15 protein-coding genes are annotated in these 20,642 nt (G+C 60.6%); 3 read left to right on the top strand and 12 right to left on the bottom strand.

Going from position 1 to position 20,642, the window contains the following annotated elements; genetic code table 11:
* Nucleotides 1–6 precede the first annotated feature (6 nt).
* The 3 genes from BCM02_RS29780 to BCM02_RS29770 form a co-directional block, all read right to left on the bottom strand.
* Entirely contained in the window at nt 7–219 is a 213-nt protein-coding gene (locus tag BCM02_RS29780; protein ID WP_148932868.1) for a hypothetical protein, read from the bottom strand.
* Nucleotides 220–344: 125 nt separating this feature from the next.
* The gene (locus tag BCM02_RS29775) at nt 345–1,010 is read right to left on the bottom strand and encodes a DUF2642 domain-containing protein (RefSeq protein ID WP_148932774.1); all 666 of its coding nucleotides are present in this window, start codon (nt 1,008–1,010) and stop codon (nt 345–347) included.
* A gap of 118 nt (nt 1,011–1,128) precedes the next feature.
* Complete coding sequence (locus BCM02_RS29770; RefSeq protein WP_148932773.1) at nt 1,129–1,869, bottom strand: hypothetical protein; 741 nt, start codon at nt 1,867–1,869, stop codon at nt 1,129–1,131.
* A 390-nt stretch (nt 1,870–2,259) separates the two neighbouring features.
* Between BCM02_RS29770 and BCM02_RS29765 the strand changes: the two genes are divergently transcribed.
* Nucleotides 2,260–3,330, top strand: a complete 1,071-nt coding sequence (locus BCM02_RS29765) for a CotH kinase family protein (protein WP_148932772.1) — start codon at nt 2,260–2,262, stop codon at nt 3,328–3,330.
* A 485-nt stretch (nt 3,331–3,815) separates the two neighbouring features.
* Here the strand turns inward: BCM02_RS29765 and cysK are convergent, their stop codons facing one another.
* The 5 genes from cysK to BCM02_RS29740 form a co-directional block, all read right to left on the bottom strand.
* Complete coding sequence (cysK, locus tag BCM02_RS29760) at nt 3,816–4,733, bottom strand: cysteine synthase A (RefSeq protein ID WP_148932771.1); 918 nt, start codon at nt 4,731–4,733, stop codon at nt 3,816–3,818.
* A 29-nt stretch (nt 4,734–4,762) separates the two neighbouring features.
* Entirely contained in the window at nt 4,763–6,070 is a 1,308-nt protein-coding gene (locus BCM02_RS29755; RefSeq protein WP_148932770.1) for an MFS transporter, read from the bottom strand.
* Nucleotides 6,071–6,192: 122 nt separating this feature from the next.
* Nucleotides 6,193–6,771, bottom strand: a complete 579-nt coding sequence (locus BCM02_RS29750) for a hypothetical protein (RefSeq protein WP_246183607.1) — start codon at nt 6,769–6,771, stop codon at nt 6,193–6,195.
* A gap of 160 nt (nt 6,772–6,931) precedes the next feature.
* Nucleotides 6,932–7,354: a DUF350 domain-containing protein gene (locus tag BCM02_RS29745; protein ID WP_148932769.1), complete on the bottom strand. Its 423-nt coding sequence runs from the start codon at nt 7,352–7,354 to the stop codon at nt 6,932–6,934.
* Nucleotides 7,355–7,379: 25 nt separating this feature from the next.
* Entirely contained in the window at nt 7,380–9,743 is a 2,364-nt protein-coding gene (locus BCM02_RS29740) for an endonuclease MutS2 (protein WP_148932768.1), read from the bottom strand.
* 152 nt (nt 9,744–9,895) lie between these two features.
* Here BCM02_RS29740 and BCM02_RS29735 point away from each other — a divergent pair, with 152 nt between their 5' ends.
* Nucleotides 9,896–10,258 (top strand): phage holin family protein, encoded by a 363-nt coding sequence (locus BCM02_RS29735; protein WP_148932767.1) that lies wholly within the window; start codon nt 9,896–9,898, stop codon nt 10,256–10,258.
* A gap of 198 nt (nt 10,259–10,456) precedes the next feature.
* Nucleotides 10,457–10,837 (top strand): cupredoxin domain-containing protein, encoded by a 381-nt coding sequence (locus BCM02_RS29730; RefSeq protein ID WP_148932766.1) that lies wholly within the window; start codon nt 10,457–10,459, stop codon nt 10,835–10,837.
* 233 nt (nt 10,838–11,070) lie between these two features.
* Here BCM02_RS29730 and zapA read toward each other — a convergent pair whose 3' ends face one another.
* The 4 genes from zapA to BCM02_RS29710 all read right to left on the bottom strand — a co-directional run bounded on the left by zapA (nt 11,071) and on the right by BCM02_RS29710 (nt 20,545).
* Complete coding sequence (zapA, locus tag BCM02_RS29725; protein WP_148932765.1) at nt 11,071–15,501, bottom strand: cell division protein ZapA; 4,431 nt, start codon at nt 15,499–15,501, stop codon at nt 11,071–11,073.
* A 422-nt stretch (nt 15,502–15,923) separates the two neighbouring features.
* Nucleotides 15,924–18,365 carry a phenylalanine--tRNA ligase subunit beta gene (gene pheT, locus BCM02_RS29720; protein ID WP_148932764.1) on the bottom strand — a complete coding sequence of 814 codons (2,442 nt, stop codon included), beginning with the start codon at nt 18,363–18,365 and terminating at the stop codon, nt 15,924–15,926.
* A gap of 29 nt (nt 18,366–18,394) precedes the next feature.
* The gene (pheS, locus tag BCM02_RS29715; protein WP_148932763.1) at nt 18,395–19,426 is read right to left on the bottom strand and encodes a phenylalanine--tRNA ligase subunit alpha; all 1,032 of its coding nucleotides are present in this window, start codon (nt 19,424–19,426) and stop codon (nt 18,395–18,397) included.
* 483 nt (nt 19,427–19,909) lie between these two features.
* Nucleotides 19,910–20,545, bottom strand: coding sequence for a YcnI family copper-binding membrane protein (locus BCM02_RS29710; protein WP_246183606.1), 636 nt, complete (start codon nt 20,543–20,545; stop codon nt 19,910–19,912).
* Between the last annotated feature and the right edge of the window lie 97 nt (nt 20,546–20,642).

The raw sequence follows: 20,642 nt of genomic DNA, 5'->3' as shown, positions 1-20,642 counted from the left end.
GAACGGTTAGCCTTGCGGCTGCGACGGCGCCAGCTGCTGATGCTGCTGGATCGTATGGATGAGCGTCTCGATATGCTGTTGGTGTTGGCTGATGGCTTGCTGATAGATGTTGACCAGCGCCTGGTTCGACGTCGACGTCGCCGCAACCGCGCATTGCTTCATGAGCAGGTCTTCATTCGATATCGAATCGATGATATACTCCAATTCTTTCGAGGACATCGGCTGTAACAAGCGATTCCCCTCCTTATCGCCATTTTTTTCAAACCCTCCGTATTATGAACCGCGCGCAGCCAAAATATGTATCCGCCTCTCCCCGAAATTGGAAAGAAGCGGTTTCGCCCCCCTTATGGCAAATGAACCGTCTTAATGTGATTCAGGTGCAAAAAGACCGGCGTTCCGCTCGCGTCCGACAGCTCCACGATCTGCTGGTCGATGCCTTTCAGCACGCCGATGCAGCTCGCCTGCTCGCCCAGATTGAGAATGACGAACTCGCCGATCAGCTTCTGCAGCTGTTGGTCGAAGGAACGGGCGTACGTGAGCGGCGAAGGTTTAAGCGGGAATTGTTCGGGCGTTAAGGCGTACGGCGTCTCGCCTTGCGAATAGGGGATCAAATATTTGAGATGCTGGAGCGAGACGATGACGGAGTGATGGACGGGCGAATAGAAGACGAAGAAATCGTTCATGACGCTGTTAACGTACCCGTGAACCGTCTGCTCCCCGGTAATGTACAACTCGGAGAACATCCCTTTGGCGTTCATAAGTATTTTGCGGTACGAGATCCCGTCGTTCATGTTCTCGTAAGGCGCCTCCGGCAGCCCGGACGGAGGCGGCGCCGCGTTCAGCAGCTTTAGGCGACGGACGTGAACGAGCGGCGCGTAGACATAGTTCGACCCGGTGTAGACGACGAGAATGTCTTGTCCCAGATCGGCCAGCCAACCGCGGACCGGCTGCTTGGCATCGGCGATTTGTAGCTCGACGTAACGGTTAAGGAGCGGACGTAGGTTTCTCATGGCTTTCCCTTCCTCCTCGTGCGGCGGTGGATGCCGATGCCGCGGGCTGACGCGCCCTAAGGGCACGCAGCCCGCGCTGCATCATGCGATCGTGGTCATGGCAAGATTCCGAAGCGCGTTACCGGGCGATTTTCTTTTTGCCGCATTTGCATTTGCAGCCGCAGCCGCATTTGCGCCCGATTTTGCGTCCTTTGTGGCCGTATTTGCCTTTGTGATCGTCTTTCCCTTTGTGATCGTCTTTCCCTTTGTGATCTTTCTTGCCGCCGTAGTGACCGCCGTCCTTCATGCCCCACGTTTTGTCGGAGCCGTAATGGCCGCCATGGTGCCCTTCGCTGCGAAGCCCGTCGCCGCCTTTCGTGCGGTGACCATCGAACCAATCGCCGCCGCCCATGAAGCCATGCCCGTAGCCTTTACCGTTGCTGTGGTGGTCTTTGCCGCCGGAATGGTGCTCCTTGCGGCATCCATCGTGTCCGCCGCTTTTATGCCCGTCGTGTTTGCCGCAGCCGCAGTGCTCCTTCTTCTCCTTCTTCTCGTAGATGCACTTCACGCAGCAGACGTCGACGTAGGCGATGCCTTCTTTCGTCAGCAGAACGATTTTGTGGCTATCGAAGCCGATCAACACGCCTTCGATCCAGTCCGGACAGCCTTTTTTCAGTTTGATGACGACATGCTTCTTGATGAGGCATTTCCAGTCCTCTTCTTTTTTGCATCCATGGGATTTGTGGTCTTTGCCGGATTTGTGCTCCCATTTCTTGTCGAACGATTTGTGCTCGAATTTCATGCCGTACGATTTATGGCCGCCGGATTTGTGGCCGTCCCATTTCTTGCCGAACGACTTGCCATGGTACTCGTAAGCCATCGCGAATTCCTCCCGTTTGATATAATGTGAGCGAAGAAAAATAGAAACTTCGCCGCGCGTCTTCCTTCCAATCTACCGGTTGGCTGCGACGGCCATCCCCTTGCTAGCCGCCGCTTTCCTTCGATTCTTCCGGATGACGGTTGTAATATATTTATATGTATCCCGTCTTCAAAGGGACTAGGGTAGCAATCTATTTTCTACCAGATGTACGCTAGTCTAGTTCCGCCACGCCCGCGTAACCGGCGGCGGTCCGCTCCCGATCGAGTAGACGCGCCTCCACCTTTTCGCGCGCAATCCGCACACCTCCGACCGGGCTCCCGCATAGAGTAAGGTATCGCAGCTTGCCCGCCGCAGGGGGCAGGCTGAACCTGATGCCTGGAGGATGATCCCATGGCCGGAAAGGGATTGCCGGTTCGCTCGATCGAGATTGACCCCGGCGCGAGTCATGAGCTGCTTCGGGACGTATGGAGCGACCGTTACGTACCCGCGCGGCTGGTCGGAGACGGCGCGGCGGCCGAAGCCCGGATCCGCATCCGAGGCGGCCATACCCGCAACTATTTGAAGAAATCGTACGAAATCCAGACGGAAGGCCGCACGCTGCATTGGAACGCGGAATTCGACGACCCGTCGCTCATCCGCAACGCGCTGTCCTTTCGCTTCTTTAACGAGATTGGCGTGCCGGCGCCGCGCACCCGCCACGTCCAGCTGCATTGGAACGGCAAGCCGCACGGCGTGTACGTCGAGATTGAAGCGGTAGACGGACGGTTCTTCCGGCGACGGCGCATCGGCGCATCCTCCCTCGTCTACGCGGTGAACGACAACGCCGATTTCACGCTGATCGACCACGAGACCAAGCGACGCAAGCGCTCGCTATTCGCCGGCTACCAGCTCGTCAAGGGGGGCGACGGCACGAAGAAGCGGCTCGCCGCTTTCATCGCGAACGTGAATCGGCCATCCAGCTCCACGCTGCGCGCCTACCTGGGGAAACGGCTTGATGTCGATCTTTATTTACGCTGGCTGGCAGGCGCGGTGCTGACGAACAATTACGACGGCTTCGATCAAAACTATGCGTTATACGAACATCGGGCGACGAGCAAATACCGGATTATTCCGTGGGATTACGAAGGGACGTGGGGGCGGAACTGCTTCGGCCGCTTGTGTCCTAGCGATCTCGTGTCCGTGCGGGGGATGAATAAGCTGACGGGCAAATTGCTGGCTTACCGATCGGTGCGCGTCCGATACCGCCGTCTGCTGAAGCGATTGTTGAACGAGACGTTCACCGCGCGCGTCATCGAACCGATCGTCAAGGACATGATGGCGAGCATTCAAGCCGACGTGCGGGACGACTTTACGCGCAAATGGCCTTACGAGACTTTCCTCGGCGAGGCGGATGTCATCAGCCGGTTCATCAAGGAACGCCGGGATGTGCTGTTCGCGCAGCTCGCCGAGTGGAAGGATTAGGAGCAAAAGGGCTTCGCCCTTTGAGAACCTTCTTTTCTCCCTCCGCTGCAATGCTGACAGGTTAAGAGGGCTCTGCCCCTTTGACCCGAGTTTTATTGCTCCCTCCTCCCACCTCCTCCGCCGAGGAGGTGGGAGGAGGGCTTTGCCCTCTGGACTCCCGCTTTCTTGCTGACACGATTGTTCGCGGTTGGCGGATAGCTTCGAGCTGGGCACGCTTTTGTCCTGGGTGGACAAAGCTTCCGTGGGTGTTGAAGTTTGTCTTCAGTCATAAGCCTGTGCGTTAGTCTGTCATCTCTAGCGTCAGGTGGCCTCAACGGATGTCTTCCCTAACCTTACAGCATTGACCTCCACCGAGGGGAACCAGAAGGTTAGCGCCATCTAGCCGGCAAAGCTTTTGATTGGTTGGATATATCAAAAAAAACCCGCAGCGGCCGCCGACTTCGCGGGCTGCGGGTTCTTCCGTATTGTATCAAGTATAAGAAACATCAAAAAATATCCATGCTTAAATAGCGTTCGCCGCTATCCGGCGCAATGCATAGCACGCGCTTGCCTTCGCCCAGCTTGCGCGCAAGCTGCAGCGCGGTCCAAACGGCCGCCCCCGACGACGGGCCGAGCAGCAGTCCTTCTTCGCGCGCGAGCGCTCTCATCGTCGCGAGCGCGTCTTCGTCGGATACCTGCACGATCTCGTCGTAAACTTCCGTATTCAACACCTGCGGAATAAACCCGGGGCTCGTGCCGACCAACTTGTGCGGGCCGGGCTGACCGCCGGATAGGACGGGCGATCCTTTCGGCTCGACGACGGCGATGTACAAGTCCGGAATGGACGCTCTTAGCGTCTCGCCCGTCCCCGTTACCGTGCCGCCCGTCCCGGAGGTCGCCACGAACGCATCCAGACGGCCGCCGGTCTGGCGGATGATTTCGGGCGCCGTCGTCTTCCGGTGAATGTCCGGATTGGCGCTATTCTCGAATTGATTCGGGATGAAGCTGCCGGGGATGGATGCCTGCAGCTCCTTCGCCTTGGCAATCGCGCCGGGCATGCGCTCGGCGGCCGGCGTCAGCACGACCTCGGCGCCATAGGCTTTCAAGAGTCCGATCCTCTCCTTCGTCATATTATCGGGCATGACGAGAATGAGCTTGTATCCTTTCACCGCGGCGTTCATCGCCAGCCCGATTCCCGTGTTGCCGCTCGTCGGCTCGATAATCGTCGAGCCGGGACGCAGGGCCCCCCGCCGCTCTGCGTCGTCGATGAGCGACGAGGCCGCCCGGTCTTTAACGCTGCCGCTCGGATTGAATTTCTCCAACTTCACCAGTACTTCCGCGTCGCCCTTCCGAACCAGGCGCCGAAGCCGAACCGCCGGCGTGTCGCCGATCAGTTCCGCCACATTGTTCACAATACGCACCATAAGCGCTTCTCTCCCCTATGAGCCGCTCCTTATGCAGGTCGCTTCACTTTTGATAAATAAGGCCGAATAAACAGCCAGCCGATTATCGGGAACATCCCGACCGCGAGCAGCAGAATCGGCACCGCCTCCGGCGTCCCCTTGGTGATCGGCAAGACGAGCAAGTAGGACGAAAGCCCGATGACGCGCCCTAGCGTCAGTCCGGCCTCGCGCAGCACGATAAATTCCTCCCGCCGGCTGGCGCTCTCCTCGGACTGCCCGATCATATCGAATACCGTCGACGTCATCGGAATGATATAGAGCGGCATGAAGATGGCCGAGCCAATGCCGAACATAAGCAGCGTACCGTAGCGCAGCGGCCAGAACAACGGAACGATGACCGCCGTGACCATGACGGCGCCGATTAACATCGCAGCCTTACGCCGCTGAGGCGTCAATAGCCTGCCGATCAACCAGAAGCTGATCAACGCGACGAACGAGGTGATGAGCGAGAAGTTGCCGACCTTCTGCTCGTTGTTCGTCGAGATGTACACCAGCAGGTTGATCAGAAACATGAATACGCCTTCACGCACGCCCTGCGCCATAATCGCCGGCACGACGCGCCGCCACGGGCTGTCCTTGCGCGTTAGCTGCCGGAAGCCGTACAGCCATTCGTATTGCCCGACCGCCTCCCGCTTCTTCAGCCAGAAGCTCATGACGACCGCTACCGCGAAGAGGATGACCGAGATCGTGAAAATAATCGTATACCCGCGTTCTCCCGATTGCGATGTAATAATAAGACCTGAGATCCACGGGGCCAAAATACCCGCGCCCGAGCCTAGAAATCCGGCCAGTCCGTTGAAACGGTCGCGGTTGCCCGGTTCGGTAACTTCGAAATAGACGACGTTGTACGCGAGCCAGAACAACCCGAGCGCGATGCCGTTCAGCACGCCTAGCGGGATCGCGTAGTCGACGGCCGATTTGCCGATCAGCAGCACCGTTAAATAAAAGGCCCCCGACAGCGCCACGCCCAGCCGGAGGCAGTGCATCTTATTATGTTCCTTGACCCACTTGCCGGCGAGCCAGAACGTCAAGCCGCTCACCGTCGCCTGAAACAGATTGAACCAGCCGATCAAAGCCAGCGACTGGCTCGCCTTCCACAAGTAAACGGGTACGAACGTACCCGACAGCGCATTGGCAATGCCAAGCAGTCCTTGCACGACCAGCAAAAGAACAGCCTGCCCGTCCAGCGAGCGGCTGTCGTAGTTTCGCTTGCCGCCGCCGAACGATTCCGTGCGCATCTTCCCGCGCGCCATCGTGGCCGCCCATCGGGACTGCACCGAATGTTTGCCCTGCTCCATAACTCTCGTTCCTCCCACCTTGGTCGCTTACGTGCTCTTGACGTAAGATACCCAGGCGAGGGAGGAACGATGCCCCATGCGAAGCGCTTGGCTCCAGTTACCAGGTGAGGCCGGCCTCTGGTTTACAGATCGTCCGCCGCTTCCGCCAGCGTCTCGATCATCCGGTCTTGATCCGCCTTGGCCAGCTTGTTCGCCACATGGAAGCACGCCGGGCACACATACGTGACGACCTGGAACGGCGCGGCCAACAGCGGCCCCTTCAGCAGCTTGGAATAGACCGGCGCGAACCCCTCGGCCACCGTCTGCGTGCCGGCTTCCAGCAGGAATTCGCGGCATACCGGACACTCCGGCATGTCAAGTTGCTGCTCCAGCAGCCGCTGTACGGTCGCCTGCGCGGCCAGATGGCCGCCGCCAACGCCGAACGATCCGCCGCTGCGCTGAGCCGAGCGCGAGCTAGCCGTATTCGAATCCTCGTCGTCCCATAGATCGTCGTACGATTCGCCGTTCTCGCCTTTGGCCGGCGACTCTTCTACGTCATCGTCTTCCTCTTCGTCCGCTTGATCGATTCCGATCTGCACGGTCCGGTAACCGGACAATTCATTGCCGCAGTACGGGCAATGCTTCTCCGGCCCAATCTCGCTATCCCAAATAATCTCGGTGTGGCACCACGGACACACCGCTGTCGCTTCGATTTCGCTCATTTCGAATTCCTCCGGCCTAAATAACCAACATGGTTTCTTATTTCGTCACATACCAGACGCCGAGCGCAAAGAACAGCACGGCCAGCGCAAGCAGCGTTCCCCATAAATATTTCATCCCCAATAAACGTTCCTTTCAGCATAGCAATGATGGCCGCGCCTCTCAAATGATGACGGTGGCGCCGATGACATAGGACAGCGCGACCGATATCATCATGGCGATAAACCCGACGGCCCGGTTATCCCGGCCGATCTCGTCGTCGATCCGGAAGACCGGCGTCAAAAATTCAAACAGGAAGTACGCGGCCAACAGCAGGACGAAGCCGAAGCCGGCCCAGCCCATGCTCTCGTAGACGGAGTCGTTCGCTTCGATGGAGAAACGAAAAATATTGCAAATGCCGAATATTTTGCCTCCCGTTGCCATGGCTACCGCGACGTTGCCCTTGCGAATCTCGTCCCAGCAATTATAGCGCGTCACGACCTCGAACAGGAATAAAAACACGACCAAGGCCAAAACCGCCACCGAAACATAGGCAAGCGAAGCGGCATACGGATTGCTCAGCAGTTGATCGACTTCGCGTTCCACCGGCGGGCACCTCCCGTGCGTAAACTTACTTCAACTCCGCTACCGTCACGCCCGACCCGCCTTCCCCGTAATCGCCCAGCCGGTAACCTTTCACATGCTTGTGACGGCGCAGGAAATCGCTAATGCCCGTACGCAGAATGCCCGTGCCTTTGCCATGGATAATGTACACGCGGCCTAGTCCCGCCAGGAAAGACTCGTCCAGGAAGCGATCCACCTCGTGGATCGCTTCTTCCAGGTTCGCTCCCCGCAGGTCCAGCTCCATCCGCGTATTTTCGTCGCGCGTCCGCTTCAAGCTGGCAGCCTGTTTCGGCTGCTGCGTCTTGGCCGTCTCGGCCCGCTTCACGAGCTCCAAGTCGGAGAGCGCCACCTTCATCTTCATGATGCCCAGTTGGACGAGCGCGTCGGACCCGCTAAGTTCCACGATATGACCGCGCTGGTTCAGGCTGTACACCGTGACTTCGTCGCCCGGACTTATCTGCTGCGACTTGGCTGGCTTCGTCTTGGCGCCCTTCGCCAGCTTCGGCGCCGGCGCGGCGTCATCGAGCTTGCGTCTGGCTTCAATCAGCTTATGCTCCTTGACCGAAGCGCCTTCCTCGAGCGCCAGCTTGCGCAGGTCGGCGATGATCGTCTCGGCTTCGCGCTTCGCCTTCGCGACCGCTTCGCGCGCTTCCTCGTGCGCCTTCTCGAGCAGCCTGTCGCGCTGCTCCTCGAAACGCTGCAGCTCTTCCTCGTGGCGCTCCCGCTGCGCCTCCATCTGCTTGCGCAGCGCCTCGGCCCTATGGCGTTCGGCTTCGGCCCCGATACGGTCCGCTTCGAGTGAGGCAATCATGGACTCGACGCGCATGTCCTCTTCGCTGACTTCCCCGCGCGCGTGCTCGATGATCGAGCGCTGCAGGCCGAGCCGTTCGGCGATCGCGAACGCGTTGCTTCGGCCGGGCACGCCGACGAGCAGCCGATACGTCGGGCTGAGCGTCTGCACGTCGAACTCCATGCTCGCGTTGATAATGCCTTTACGGTTATAGGCGTATGCCTTCAGCTCGCTGTAATGCGTCGTCGCCACGATCCGGCAGCCCATCTTGTGCATGTGCTCCAGAATCGCGATCGCCAGCGCCGAGCCTTCCGCCGGGTCCGTGCCCGCGCCGAGTTCGTCGAGCAGCACGAGGCTTCTCGGCGTCATGCCTTTCAAGATGCGGATGATATTGGTCAAGTGGCTGGAGAACGTACTTAAGCTTTGCTCGATGCTCTGCTCGTCGCCGATGTCGGCGTAGATCGCGTCGAACACGCTCAGCTCGCTGCCATCCTCGGCCGGAACGAACAGACCCGACATCGCCATCAAGCTGAGCAGGCCGATCGTCTTGAGCGATACCGTCTTACCCCCGGTATTCGGTCCGGTTACGATGATCGCCGAATATTGATCGCCTAACTCCACGTCAAGCGGAACCACCTTCTCGTGCGCGATGAGCGGATGGCGGCCGCGCTTCAGCTTCAGGAATCCTCGATCGTTCACCATCGGCAGGCTGGCGCGCATGCCGTGGGCAAGACGCGCTTTCGCGAAAGCGAAGTCCAACTGGCCGAGCACGTCGAGATCGAGCAGCAGTTCATCCGCGTATTCCGCCGTCTGCGCCGTGAGGATCTGGAGGATTTTCTCGATTTCGCGCGACTCGGCCGCCCGCTGCTCCCGCAGCTTATTGTTCATTGCCACGATCGCTTCCGGCTCGATGAACAGCGTCGCGCCCGATCCGGATTGATCGTGCACGATGCCGCCAAAGTGCGAGCGGTATTCTTGCTTTACCGGAATGACGTAGCGGTCGCCGCGGATCGTAATAATCGCGTCCTGCAGCATTTTCTGCACGGAGGAGGATCGAATCATGCTCTCGAGCTTCTCGCGGATGCGGCCTTCGCCGCCGCGGATTTCCCTGCGGATCGCCGCCAACTCGCTGCTTGCGCTATCCATCACTTCCGCTTGGTCGTCGATGCAGGCGAGAATCGCGTCCTCGAGCGACTTGTGCTCGGTAAGCTGCTCCGCCTGAAACGCCAGCTGCGGAATCGGATCGTCCTCGTGCAGATTAAGCACGTGCCGCTTCACTCTGCGCGAACCGCGGATCGTCTCGGCGATCTCCAGCAGCTCGGCCGGATTAAGGGTGCCGCCTATCTTGGATCGGAGCAGCTGCGGACGAATGTTGGTCACGCCGCCGAACGGCGCGTTGCCCTTCAGCCGGTCCGCCTTATAGGCTTCGTCCGTCGTTTGCAGCCGCAGCTTCACTTCTTCCAGGTCGGAGCTTGGGCTTAACGCTTCCGCCGCCGCCTTGCCGAGCGAAGTCGCCGCATGGGAGGTCAATCTATGTACAATTTTGGAAAACTCTAATGTTTGCAGTATTTTGGTGTCCAATCTGAGCACAACTCCTCTCGTTCCTTATTATAGCCGAAGCTGTATGCGTATGCCATGACGGAAGCTGGGATGCATGCCCGTCATCAGGCGGGGGACACTAGTTGTTGCAACGAAACTTTGCATCACAAACTTTGGTTCAGGAGGGTTTCGTCATGCATATTTTGGGTCATATCGTCCGTTTCATCGTAGCGGCGATCGTCTTGATGGTGGTCGGCTACATCGTCCCGCAGTTCAGCGTCGGCGGTTTCTGGAGCGCGTTGTTCTTGGCACTGGTCATCGCGGCGTTCGGCTGGATCATTGAAGGGATTTTCGGCAAACGCGTGACGCCGTTCGGGCGCGGCATCGTCGGATTCATCGCCAGTGCGGCCGTCATCTGGGTCGCGCAATTCATCGTCGGCGGCGTCGCCGTCACATGGCTCGGCGCCATCCTCGCGGCCTTGGTGATCGGGATCATCGACTTGTTCATTCCGGTCAGCACGCCATACGAGGCCGGTCGTCGGGAAGAGCGCGGTTAAGGTTCTCGGGCTTCATCGCATGATATAAAACTCGGCCTCGCCTCCATGCGGGGCCGGTTTTATGTGCGCTTCTCCGCAAATCGACATCGTACGCATTCGATCCTTCAACAGTTCGTCACTGGTATTTTGTCCGATTAGCGGTATACTTAAGTACGAATCACTAGAACTAAAGTCCACGCACGGAAAGGGGTATCACCTTTGTTCAAGAAAACATGGCTCATGATGACGCTCGCCGCAATCATGCTCGTATTGGCCGCTTGCGGTTCCGGCAACAACGCCGAAGAGACGGGAAGCGCGGTAGAAGAACCGGCTACGGCCGCGAGCGAAATCGTCATCAAAGCATCCAACTGGGAGTTTGACCAAGCCGAATATAAAATCAAAAAAGGCGAAGCGACGAAAATCAGCGTCGAAACCAAATCGGGTATTCACGGCATCCTAATCGAGGATCTCGGCGTGAAAATCCAGTCCGGCGACGCCGAAGTCGTCACCATTAACGAACCGGGCACGTACACCTTCTTCTGTAACATTCAGTGCGGCGCCGGCCACTCCAAAATGAAATCGACGATCGTCGTCGAATAAATGCTAGCGTCTCGCGCCATCTTGGCGTCGGGGCGCTTTTCTTTATGTTCCTCCTGCGCGCGGCAGGCAAGGTGAAACGGCTGTGCCGTCTTTTAGCGGCGATGCGCGTTTCATTCCAGAGACATAGAGGCTTTTGTATATGAATGATAAATATACGATCCTATATGGCAAAAAGGGAGGGCTCTCCGTTATGGCGAGCCCTCCCTTGCGAATTCTGCCCCGATAACCGCTGCTTAACTTTCTTCGATCAGTTCGATCCATTCGTTGTATTCGGTCTGAAGCTTCGAATATTCGATCTTCAGCTTGTTGTGCTCGACCTGCAGCCGCTCGAACGCCGCTTGATCGGCATTCCGCTGCAGCTCTTCCATCTCGGATTGCAGCGCGTACACTTGACGCGTTAGCTCGCGGATTCGCTCTTCCGCTTCGTCCCGCGCGAGCGCAAGCTGGTCCGCCAGCGTTGTCTCGGCTTCCGCGTGCGCGGCAGCTTGGCGCCGCGCCAACTCCAGCTCTTCGCCCGCCGCCTGACGCTCTCGCTCCAGCTCGGCCGCGCGCTGCAGCGCGCCGGCAAGGCTTGCTTCCGCTTCGGCGATCCGCGCCGCGGTCTGTTCGCGAAGAGTCTCTAGCTCCTGCAGATTGCCGCGCTGTTCCAGCAGCCTTTGCTCAGCGGCGCCGAGCTTCGCCCTAAGCTCGCGCTCCCGGCCTTTGAGCGTCTCCTGCTCCAGGCGAAGCCGCTCCCGGACGTCCGTCAACTCACGGACCTGCACTTCCAGCTGCTGTACGTGGCGTTGCGCGGTCGCGGCTTGCTCGCTCTGCTTGCGCAGCTGCTCGTCCTGCCTTCCCGCGGTTTGACTACGCTGAGCTTCCTTCTGCTTCAGCTCGTCCAACTGGACGCGCAGCTCCGTCGCCGCTTCCGACGCTTCCAGCAGCTGGAATTCCAATTCGTCGATTCGCGCCCGCATCGAAGCCTCGGCTTCGGTCAATCGCGCCCGGCTCTCGCCTTCCGCCGCTTGCGCGGCCGCGACGGCGGCTACCCGCTCGCCGCGAACGCGATCTAGCTCCGCTTCCAGCGCCTCGACCTGCTCGCGCCACTCTTCGTTCGCCGTCCGGCTGCGGTCAAGCTCGGTCTGCCTCGCTTCTTCGAGCGAGCGAATGCGCGCTTCGTATTCGGCGCGGAGCGTTTCGGCCAGCTCCATCTGCTCCAGCACCGCTTCGTCGAGCAGCGCTTGCGCGCCCTCGCGCTCCTGCGCCAGCTGACGGCCCGAGCTCTCCCGCTCGCGAGCTAGCTCGGTTTGCGCCGCTTGCCGCGCTTCCTCTACCTGCGCTTGCAGCATCCGTCGCTCCTCCTCCGCTTGGCGCGCAAGGGTGGCCTTCAATGCTTCCAACTCCACAGCGGCGGCTTGACGGGCCGTATCTAGCTCGGCTTGTGCTTGACCGCGAACGGTTGCCAGCTCGGCCTCGGCCGCTTGCTTCGCGGCTTCAAGCTCCAGCAGCACCGTGGCATGAGCGGCTTGCGCCTCGGCGGTCGCTTGCCGCTCCGCCTCGAGCATCGTCTCATGCTTGCGCTTCTCCTGCTCAATGCCGCTCGCGAACGCTTCGCGGACTTGCTCCAGCTGCTGGCGCGCCAGCGCTTGCGCCTCTTCCAGCGCAGTTTCGTTGGCCGTTCTCAGCCGATTAATCTCCTCGATCGCGGCAGACGCCGCCTCCGTATGAAGCTCCCGTTCGATCTCCAGCTCCAGCTGTAGCTCTTCGCGGACGCGGGACAGCTCTGCGGCCGCCTCCAGGGCGGCGCGATCCAGCTGCGCCTTCGCCGCCTCGCGCTCTCCTTCCAGTCCGAGACGCGCGGACTCGCGGGCCAGCTCCAACTGGGCGCGCGCTTCGTCGCGTATGCGGCGAAGCTCCTCCCGGAGCTCTTCCTGCGCCTGATCATGCTGCGCTTGAAGCTGAGCCAGCCGAGCTTCCTTCCCGGCCTCCGATTCCGCAAGCTCCAACTGCGCCAACGCGATACGCTCCTCGAAATCGCGACTAACCGCCTCGAGCTGTTCGGCGGCCGCGGCCGCCGCCTGCGCGAACTCCGCTTGCGCCTCTTCTTCGCGGGAGACGTGCTGCGCGTGCGCATCCGCCAGCGCGGCGCGCGCGTTCTCCCGCTCGGTCGACAACGCGGCTTGCGCGGCGGCAAGCTCGCGCTCGAGTTCGGCGATCGTGTCCGACGAGGCCGCGCGTTCCTCCGCAAGTTCGGTCTGCAGCCGCTCCAGCTTGGCCGCCGCAGCCGATTCCGCTTCTTCGAAAGCGGCGAGCAGTTGGTCAAGTTCCGCCTGCGCCTGCGTCAGCCGCGCTTGCGCGTCAGCCGTATCCTGCGTTAGCTGCGCTCGCAGCGATTCCGACTCGGCCGAGTGGGATAGCTTAGCTTGGGCTAACTCTTCGTGAAGCTGCTTGATCTCCGCGTGCAGCCGGCTCGTTTCGCTTGCGTGCAAGTCGCCTGCTTGCGCCTGCTCTTCCCGAACGCGTGTAATTGCCGCCTGAAGCTCATCGGTTTGACCGGCATGCGCTGCATTGGCAGCCGCCAGCTCTTCCTGCAGCAGCTCGATCTCCGTACGGAGATCGCTCGTTTCGATCCCGTGCGCGTCCTGCGACTTCGCGAGCTGGTCGCGCAGCCGCTCGATCTCCGCCTGCATATCGCCTTTTTGGCCGACATGCGATTCTTGAGCAACCGTCAACTCTTCTCGAAGCAGCTCGATTTCGGCCTGCAGCTCGCTCGTTTGGCTCGCATGCGCGCTCGCGTCGGTCGCCCGCTCTTCCTCTAATCGCTCGATCCTAGCTTGAAGCTCTTCAGCTCGGATCGCATGCGCGCTTTGCTTCTCCGCGAGCTCATCTTGCAGCAGCTCGATCTCCGCTTGCAGTTCTCCGGCGCGGAACGCATGCGCATCCCTTTCTTTCGCCAGTTCTTCCCGAAGCTGATGGCTCTCCGCTTGAAGCTCGCTTGTTTGACCGGCATGCGCGTCCTTCGCGGTTGCCAGTTCTACTTCCAACCGCTCGATCTCGGCGCGAAGTTCGCCGGCATGGCTCGCATGGGCGCTCCTCGTATGCTCAAGCTCTTCCTGGAGAAGCTCGATCTCCGCTTGCAGTTCGCCTTCTTGGTTCGCATGCGCGTCCTTCGCCTGCGTCAATTCGTGCCGCAGCAGACCGATCTCCGCCTGCAGCTCGTCGGTACGGCCGGCATGCGCGTCCTTCGCCGACGCCAGCTCCTCATGCAGCAGCTCGATCTCCATCCGCAGCTCGCCGGCATGACTCGCATGCGATTGCTCGGCCTGCGCCAGTTGCTCTTGAAGCGCTTCGATCCGGCGTTTCGACTCGTCGAGCTGCGCCTCTTGCGAGTCGCGGAGCTCGCGCGCCTGCTCCAGCTCAAGCCGCAGCGCATGCTGGGCTCGCAATAGCTCGTCCGCGGCGGCCGCCGCCTCGGCGTGGGAAGCCTGCGCTTGCGCAAGCTCCGCCTGCAGCGCGTCGCGAACGCGGGCCAGTTCGGCCACCGCTTCCGCTTCCGCCTCGATCTGAACGGCCAGCGCCTGCTCCAGCTGAGCCTCCAGCTCGGCGCGCAGTTTCGCTACGGCTTCGTCGGCCGCCTGTTCCGCCGCAATGACGGCGATCTGCGCCTGTTCCAACCGCTCCTGCATCGTCTGGCGCAACGCCGCCAACTCGGCTTCCTTCGCCGCTTCCGCGGTCTCCTTCGCCGCGATCGCCTCTTCGAGCTCGCGGGTCTTGCGGGCCAGCACGCTGCCTGCCGCCTCCCGCTCATGCTCTAGCTCGGCTGCTGCACGCGCCAGCGCCTCCATATGCTCGGTTTTCAGCCCGTCTAGCTCGGCATTGAGCTCCGCCCGCGTCTGCGCCAAGGCTTCCGAGGCTTTCTCCTCCGCTTCGGCGTAGATCAGCATCGCCTGCTCCAGCTCGGCGTTCAGCCTAGCCGTCTCGTCCGCGCCCAGTTCCCTCTCGCGGGCCAATTCCGCCTGAAGGCGCGTCAGCTGCGCCGCCGCTTCCCGAGCCGACTCGGCATGCGATTCGGCCGCCATGCGAAGCTCCTCCGCCAGCGAGGCGCGAATCCGCTCCAGCTCGGCCGCGGTCGCTTCCGCCGCCTGCTCGTAATGCTCGCGCTGCAGTTCCAGCTCCAGACTCAGCTCCTCGCGCATCTCCGTAATGACCGACTGATGCCGGCGCTCGGCCGTCGCGAGTTCCGTCTCCTTCGCTTCCTTCAGCGCGGCAAGTTCCTTTTCCTTCTCTTGGCGGAGCTGCGTCAGCTCATCGGCGGCTTCCGCGTAGGCTTTCTCTAGCTCCTGGATCGCGGCCGCCTTCGCCTGCTCCAGCTCACCTTGCAGCGACTCCCGCTCGGCGCGCGCGCCGTCGAGCTCCTGCGCCAGCGTCTGGCAGCGTATTTCCGTTTCGTGCAGATGTTCGTTCTCCCGGCCTAGCCGAAATACGTCTTCCGCCATATGTACGGCAGCAAGCAGCGCGAGTTTAGGGATGTCCAGACGCGGATATCCTTTCGCCAGCTTGTGCATGTTTTCGTCGACAAGCGCGGCCACCCTCCGAATATACTCGGGGTTCGTGTGACCCATTAATTTGAACTGATGACCATATATATCAACCGTTATGCTTTTACGTCCGGCAGCATCCATGAAGGCGGTTCCTCCTCGGGAAATATCCTTGTGACTTAACTTCGGGGCTTCTATCGTTCCTGTACTTCCAATCGGCTTCTTGCAAGCTTCAAAGCTATCAACGCAATCGTTTCAAACAGCATAACCGATGGGCTCTTGGCGAATCAAGCCGAGGGCCGGACCGCCATATGCCTTCCATTGGCCATACCCGAAAAACTAGCTGCCGGTGCGCGCCGATGCCGCGCGGTTGCTTCCTTGGAAGCGCATTCGCGCTCCAGGCAAGAAACGGCTGCGCCGTCTTTCAGCGGCGCAGCGCGTTTCATGCCGTGAAATACAGGATGATTTATAAACGCGAAACTGATAAATACCTGTATTTGAACAGAAAAACCGCATCGAATCGGTTCGCAATGAACTAATTCGATGCGGCTTCTTGCATCTCCTGCCTATTTACGCAATTCCGCGCCAAAAGATTGTTCCAGCTTCGACACGACGGAAGCGTGCAACTCCGTGACTTCCTCGTCCGTCAGCGTACGCTCCGCATGACGGTAGACGAGCGACAGCGCGACGCTCTTCTTGCTTGCCCCGAGACGCTCTCCGGTGTAGACGTCGAACACATTAATCGACTCGAGCAGCGCGCCGGCTTGTTCCGCCGCGGCCGCGCTCAGCGCGCCGGCTTCCACATCACGGTCGACCACGAGCGCAATATCCCGCTGCATCGCCGGGTAGCGCGGCAGCGCTTTGTACACGATGCCGAAATCCGCCTGATCGTACAGCGGCGCAAGCTCCAGCTCCACGACGTAAGTGTCGCCGAGGTCATTGGCGAGCTGCACCGACGGGTGAAGCTGGCCGACGTATCCGATCACGAGCGGGCCGCGCTCGGTACCCAGCTTAATCGCGGCCGTGCGGCCCGGGTGGAAGTGCTCCGGCTGCGCGGCTTCGTACGACAGCGAACCGGTCACGCCGAGCGTCTCGGCGATCGCTTCGACAATGCCCTTAGCATCGTAGAAGTCGGCCGGCTGCGCTTTGCGATTCCACTTCGCGCCGATGCGGTTGCCCGTAATGAGCGCCGCCAAACGGTGTTTCTCCTGAGGCAGGCGCGTCAGCTCCGCTTCGTCCGTGTGGAAGACGCTGCCGATTTCGAAAATCGCCACGTCGTCGTTCTTCCGGTTCCGGTTGTACGTCGCCGTCTCGAGGAGCTGCGGCAGCAGCGACGTGCGCAGCACGCTGCGGTCTTCGCTCATCGGCAGCGCCAGGCGAACAGGCGTCGCCTCGCTCGTCAGATCCGGGAAGAGCGCCGTACGCTCCGGATGCGTGAACGAGTAACTGATGACCTCATGCAGCCCCGCGTTCGTCAGCCGCTTGCGCAGCTCGCGGCGGATCGCCTGCGGTTTCGTCAGCGCACCCGGCGATGTCGCTCCTTCGATCGGCGTCGTCGGAATATTGTCATAGCCGTACAGCCGGGCCACTTCTTCGATCAGATCTACATCGCGGGTAATATCGCCGCGGCGGGAAGGAACATGGACGGTGAACACATCATCGGAGGATACTTCGCATCCGAACTGCAGTCGGCCGAAGATCGTCTCGATCTCCAGACGGGACAGCTCCGTGCCGAGGTAACCGTTGATCTTCGCGATCGAAACGGCGATCTTGGCTTCCTCGTTCGCCGCGGGTTCCGACTGTACGATGCCGTCCAGCACGAGGCCGCTCGCGACTTCGGCGATCAAGGCCGCCGCTCGGTCGAGCGCCGGGATGACGCGCGCCGGATCGACGCCCTTCTCGAAGCGCGCGCTCGATTCGGAACGAAGACCGAGCTGACGGCTCGTCTTGCGGACGGTCGAACCGTCGAAGCGCGCCGACTCCAGCAGGATGTTCACCGTTGCATCGGTCACCTCGGAGTTCGCGCCGCCCATCACGCCGGCTAGCGCGATCGGATTCGCGCCGTCCGTGATGACGAGCATATGCGGCTCCAGCTTGCGCTCTTGCCCGTCCAGCGTGACCATCGTCTCGCCTTCGCCGGCCAGTCGAACCAAGATGCGGCCCCCTTCGACTTTGTCGGCGTCGAACGCGTGCAGCGGTTGCCCGTATTCCAGCATGACGTAGTTCGTCACGTCGACGACGTTGTTGATCGGACGGACGCCCGCCGCCATGAGGCGGTTCTGCATCCATTGCGGGGAAGGCCCGATATGAACGCCTTTAATGTAGCGCGCGGCGTAATGCGTGCATTGCGCCTCCGCTTCCACCGCCACCTTCACGTAATCGGACGCCACCTCGGCGGCATCGTTCAAGCCCGCCTGCGGCAGGGTGACCGGACGGCCCGTCAGCGCGGCAACCTCATAGGCCACGCCCAGCATGCTGAGGCAGTCCGAACGGTTCGGCGTCAAGTCAAGCTCGAGCACCTCGTCCGCGATCGCCAGCACGTCGAGTATCGATGCGCCGACCGGCGTGCCTTCCGGCAGGACGAGAATCCCCTCTTGCTGCTCCTTCGGCAGCAGCTTGTCGTTCAGTCCCAGCTCCTTCGCCGAACAGATCATTCCTTGGGATTCCACGCCGCGCAGCTTGGCGCGCTTGATCGCGAAGTCGCCCGGCAGCTTCGCGCCGATCGTCGCGACCGGCACGAGCTGGCCGGCGGCCACGTTCTTCGCGCCGCAGACGATCTGCAACAATTCTTCCTGCCCGACGTTCACTTTGCACACGGACAGTTTATCGGCATCCGGATGCTTCTCGCGCTCGACCACGTGGCCGACGACGACTCCGGTCACGCCTTTATTGCGGTTCTCGACGATGTCGATCTCGATCCCGCCGCTGGTCATCAGTTCGGCGAGCTGTCCGCCGTTATATCCGCTCAAATCGATATATTCGCTCAACCATTTACATGAAACGTTCACTGTCGTACCCTCCTATTACAAACTTGTCTTTACATTCGGACGAACTGGCTCAGGAAGCGCAGGTCGTTGGTGTAGAAGTGACGGATGTCGTCGATGCCGTATTTCAGCAGCGCGATCCGCTCCACGCCCATGCCGAACGCAAAACCGCTCACTTCGTTCGGGTCGTAGCCGCCCATCTCCAGGACGCGCGGATGCACCATGCCGCAGCCGAGAATCTCGAGCCAGCCGGTATGCTTGCACATCCGGCAGCCGTCGCCGCCGCACTGCGAACAAGTGACGTCGACTTCGGCGCTCGGCTCCGTGAACGGGAAGAAGCTCGGACGCAGACGAATTTGCGCCTGTTTGCCGAACATGAGCTGCACGAACTGAAGGAGCGTGCCCTTCAGGTCGCTCATCCGGATGTTCGGACCGATCACGAGCCCTTCGATCTGGTTGAACTGGAACGAATGCGTCGCGTCGTCGTCGTCGCGGCGGTATACTTTGCCCGGGCAAATGACTTTGATCGGCTTGCCTTGCGCCGCCTTCATCGTGCGTACCTGAACCGGGGACGTCTGCGTGCGCATCAGAATTTCGTCCGTAACGTAGAACGAGTCCTGCATGTCGCGGGCCGGGTGATCCTTCGGCAGATTCAGCGCTTCGAAGTTGTAATAATCGGTCTCGACTTCCGGGCCTTCCGCGACGGTGTAGCCAAGGCCGACAAAGATATCCTCGATCTCCTGGACCACTTTGTTCAGCGGATGAATCGCGCCCGCTTCCGGCTTCTTGCCCGGCAGCGTCACGTCGATCGTCTCGGCCGCAAGACGCATCTCGGTCTCCGCCGCGACGAATGCCGCCTGCTTCGTTTCAATGACGGATTCGATCGCCGCGCGCACGTCGTTGCCGACTTGGCCGATGACCGGGCGCTCCTCGGCGCTCAGCGAGCCCATGCCGCGCAAAATCTCCGTGAGCGCGCCCTTCTTGCCCAAATACTTGACGCGCAAGTCATTCAACAGCTGCGGGCTGTCGACGGTCTCAAGTTCCGCCAACGCCTCCGAACGCAATGCTTCTAAACGTTCTTTCATTCCTTTCGCCTCCACACGCAAAATAAAAAAGACCCTTCCTCCCCGCTGCTGCAGGGACGAAAGGATCGTGGTACCACCCATATTCGAACGGTCGGCGCTCCGTGGACAAGCGCGGATTAAGCGCAAGTACGGGGCGGCCCTAAGCCGTTCCTCATGCTCCGGATATCGGCCGGATAGCCGGGTCCTCCTACTTGCGCAAGCAGCCCTAAGACCGCATGCCCGTTCAGCGACCTGCTCGGAAGGGAATTTCGGCAGCCACGTTCCCGTAAAGACGCTCTCAATCTTCGGCGTCTTCTCCCTGTGCGGCGGTACTGCGTACTTATCTTCCTCATCGCGTTAAAGTATGTGTCGATTATATATAAAATGTCGTCCCCAGCGCAAGCTTTCGCGCGAAAATCCGCGAAAAAGGCCCGCTGCCGGCATCGTTCGGACGCCGCAAGCGGACCTCTCTCGTTCCGGGTTCGGCATTGCGCGCCGAACCGGTTATTTCTTGCCTGCGAACGAACGGACGGCCGCGAGCGCCGCGAGCGCGACCGCCACGATCGACAGGATAAGCGGCAGCTTGGAGTCGCCGCCCGTTTCTTCTTCTTCGGCAGCCGCATCGGACGATGCAGCCGCGCCGTGGTGTCCGTCGCCCTCGGCCGCGCCCGGGGACACCGTCGTAACGGAAGCCGGATAATCGGCATCCGCCGCGCCGATCCATTCCACGACCGAGTTGTCGCTATACGTTTGGTACGCCTTCCACAGCAGCTCCGTGGCGTCCTCGGCTACTTTGCCGCTCACGCGGAACTCGGTGAATTCCGTTTGTTTCAGCCCTTCGCCTTCCGACGTCCAGGTGACTTTCGTAATGCCGCCTTCCGCGTTCTGTTCGATCGCGTAGGTCCAACCGGCCTTCGGTTCGACCCGGGAAACCTTCACCGCGTCCGGCACGGTAAGCTGTACGCTCTTGGTCGTTACGTTCTCCGATTCGCTCGGCACCCGCACCGAGAATACTTCGTAGCTGCCCTGCGTCGTCGCCTTCGGCCATACCGTTACGTGCGCGCTCGCCATCCCCGCGAACAGGACCATCGACAGCATCGTCGCCATCGCGATGGCCGTCATCTTCTTCATTGCGTTCATTCATATTTCCCCCTATGCTGTTAGCTCGATGAACCAAGTATATCGCGGCAGGGCTGCAGGGGCATGACTCGATAGGGCTAGCCAATTGTGTCCAAAT

It is taken from the genome of Paenibacillus methanolicus, assembly GCF_008124765.1.
Lineage (GTDB): Bacteria > Bacillota > Bacilli > Paenibacillales > Paenibacillaceae > Paenibacillus_Z > Paenibacillus_Z methanolicus.
The sequence above is the reverse complement of the archived record's forward strand: the minus strand, read 5'-3'. Positions and strand labels throughout refer to the sequence as shown.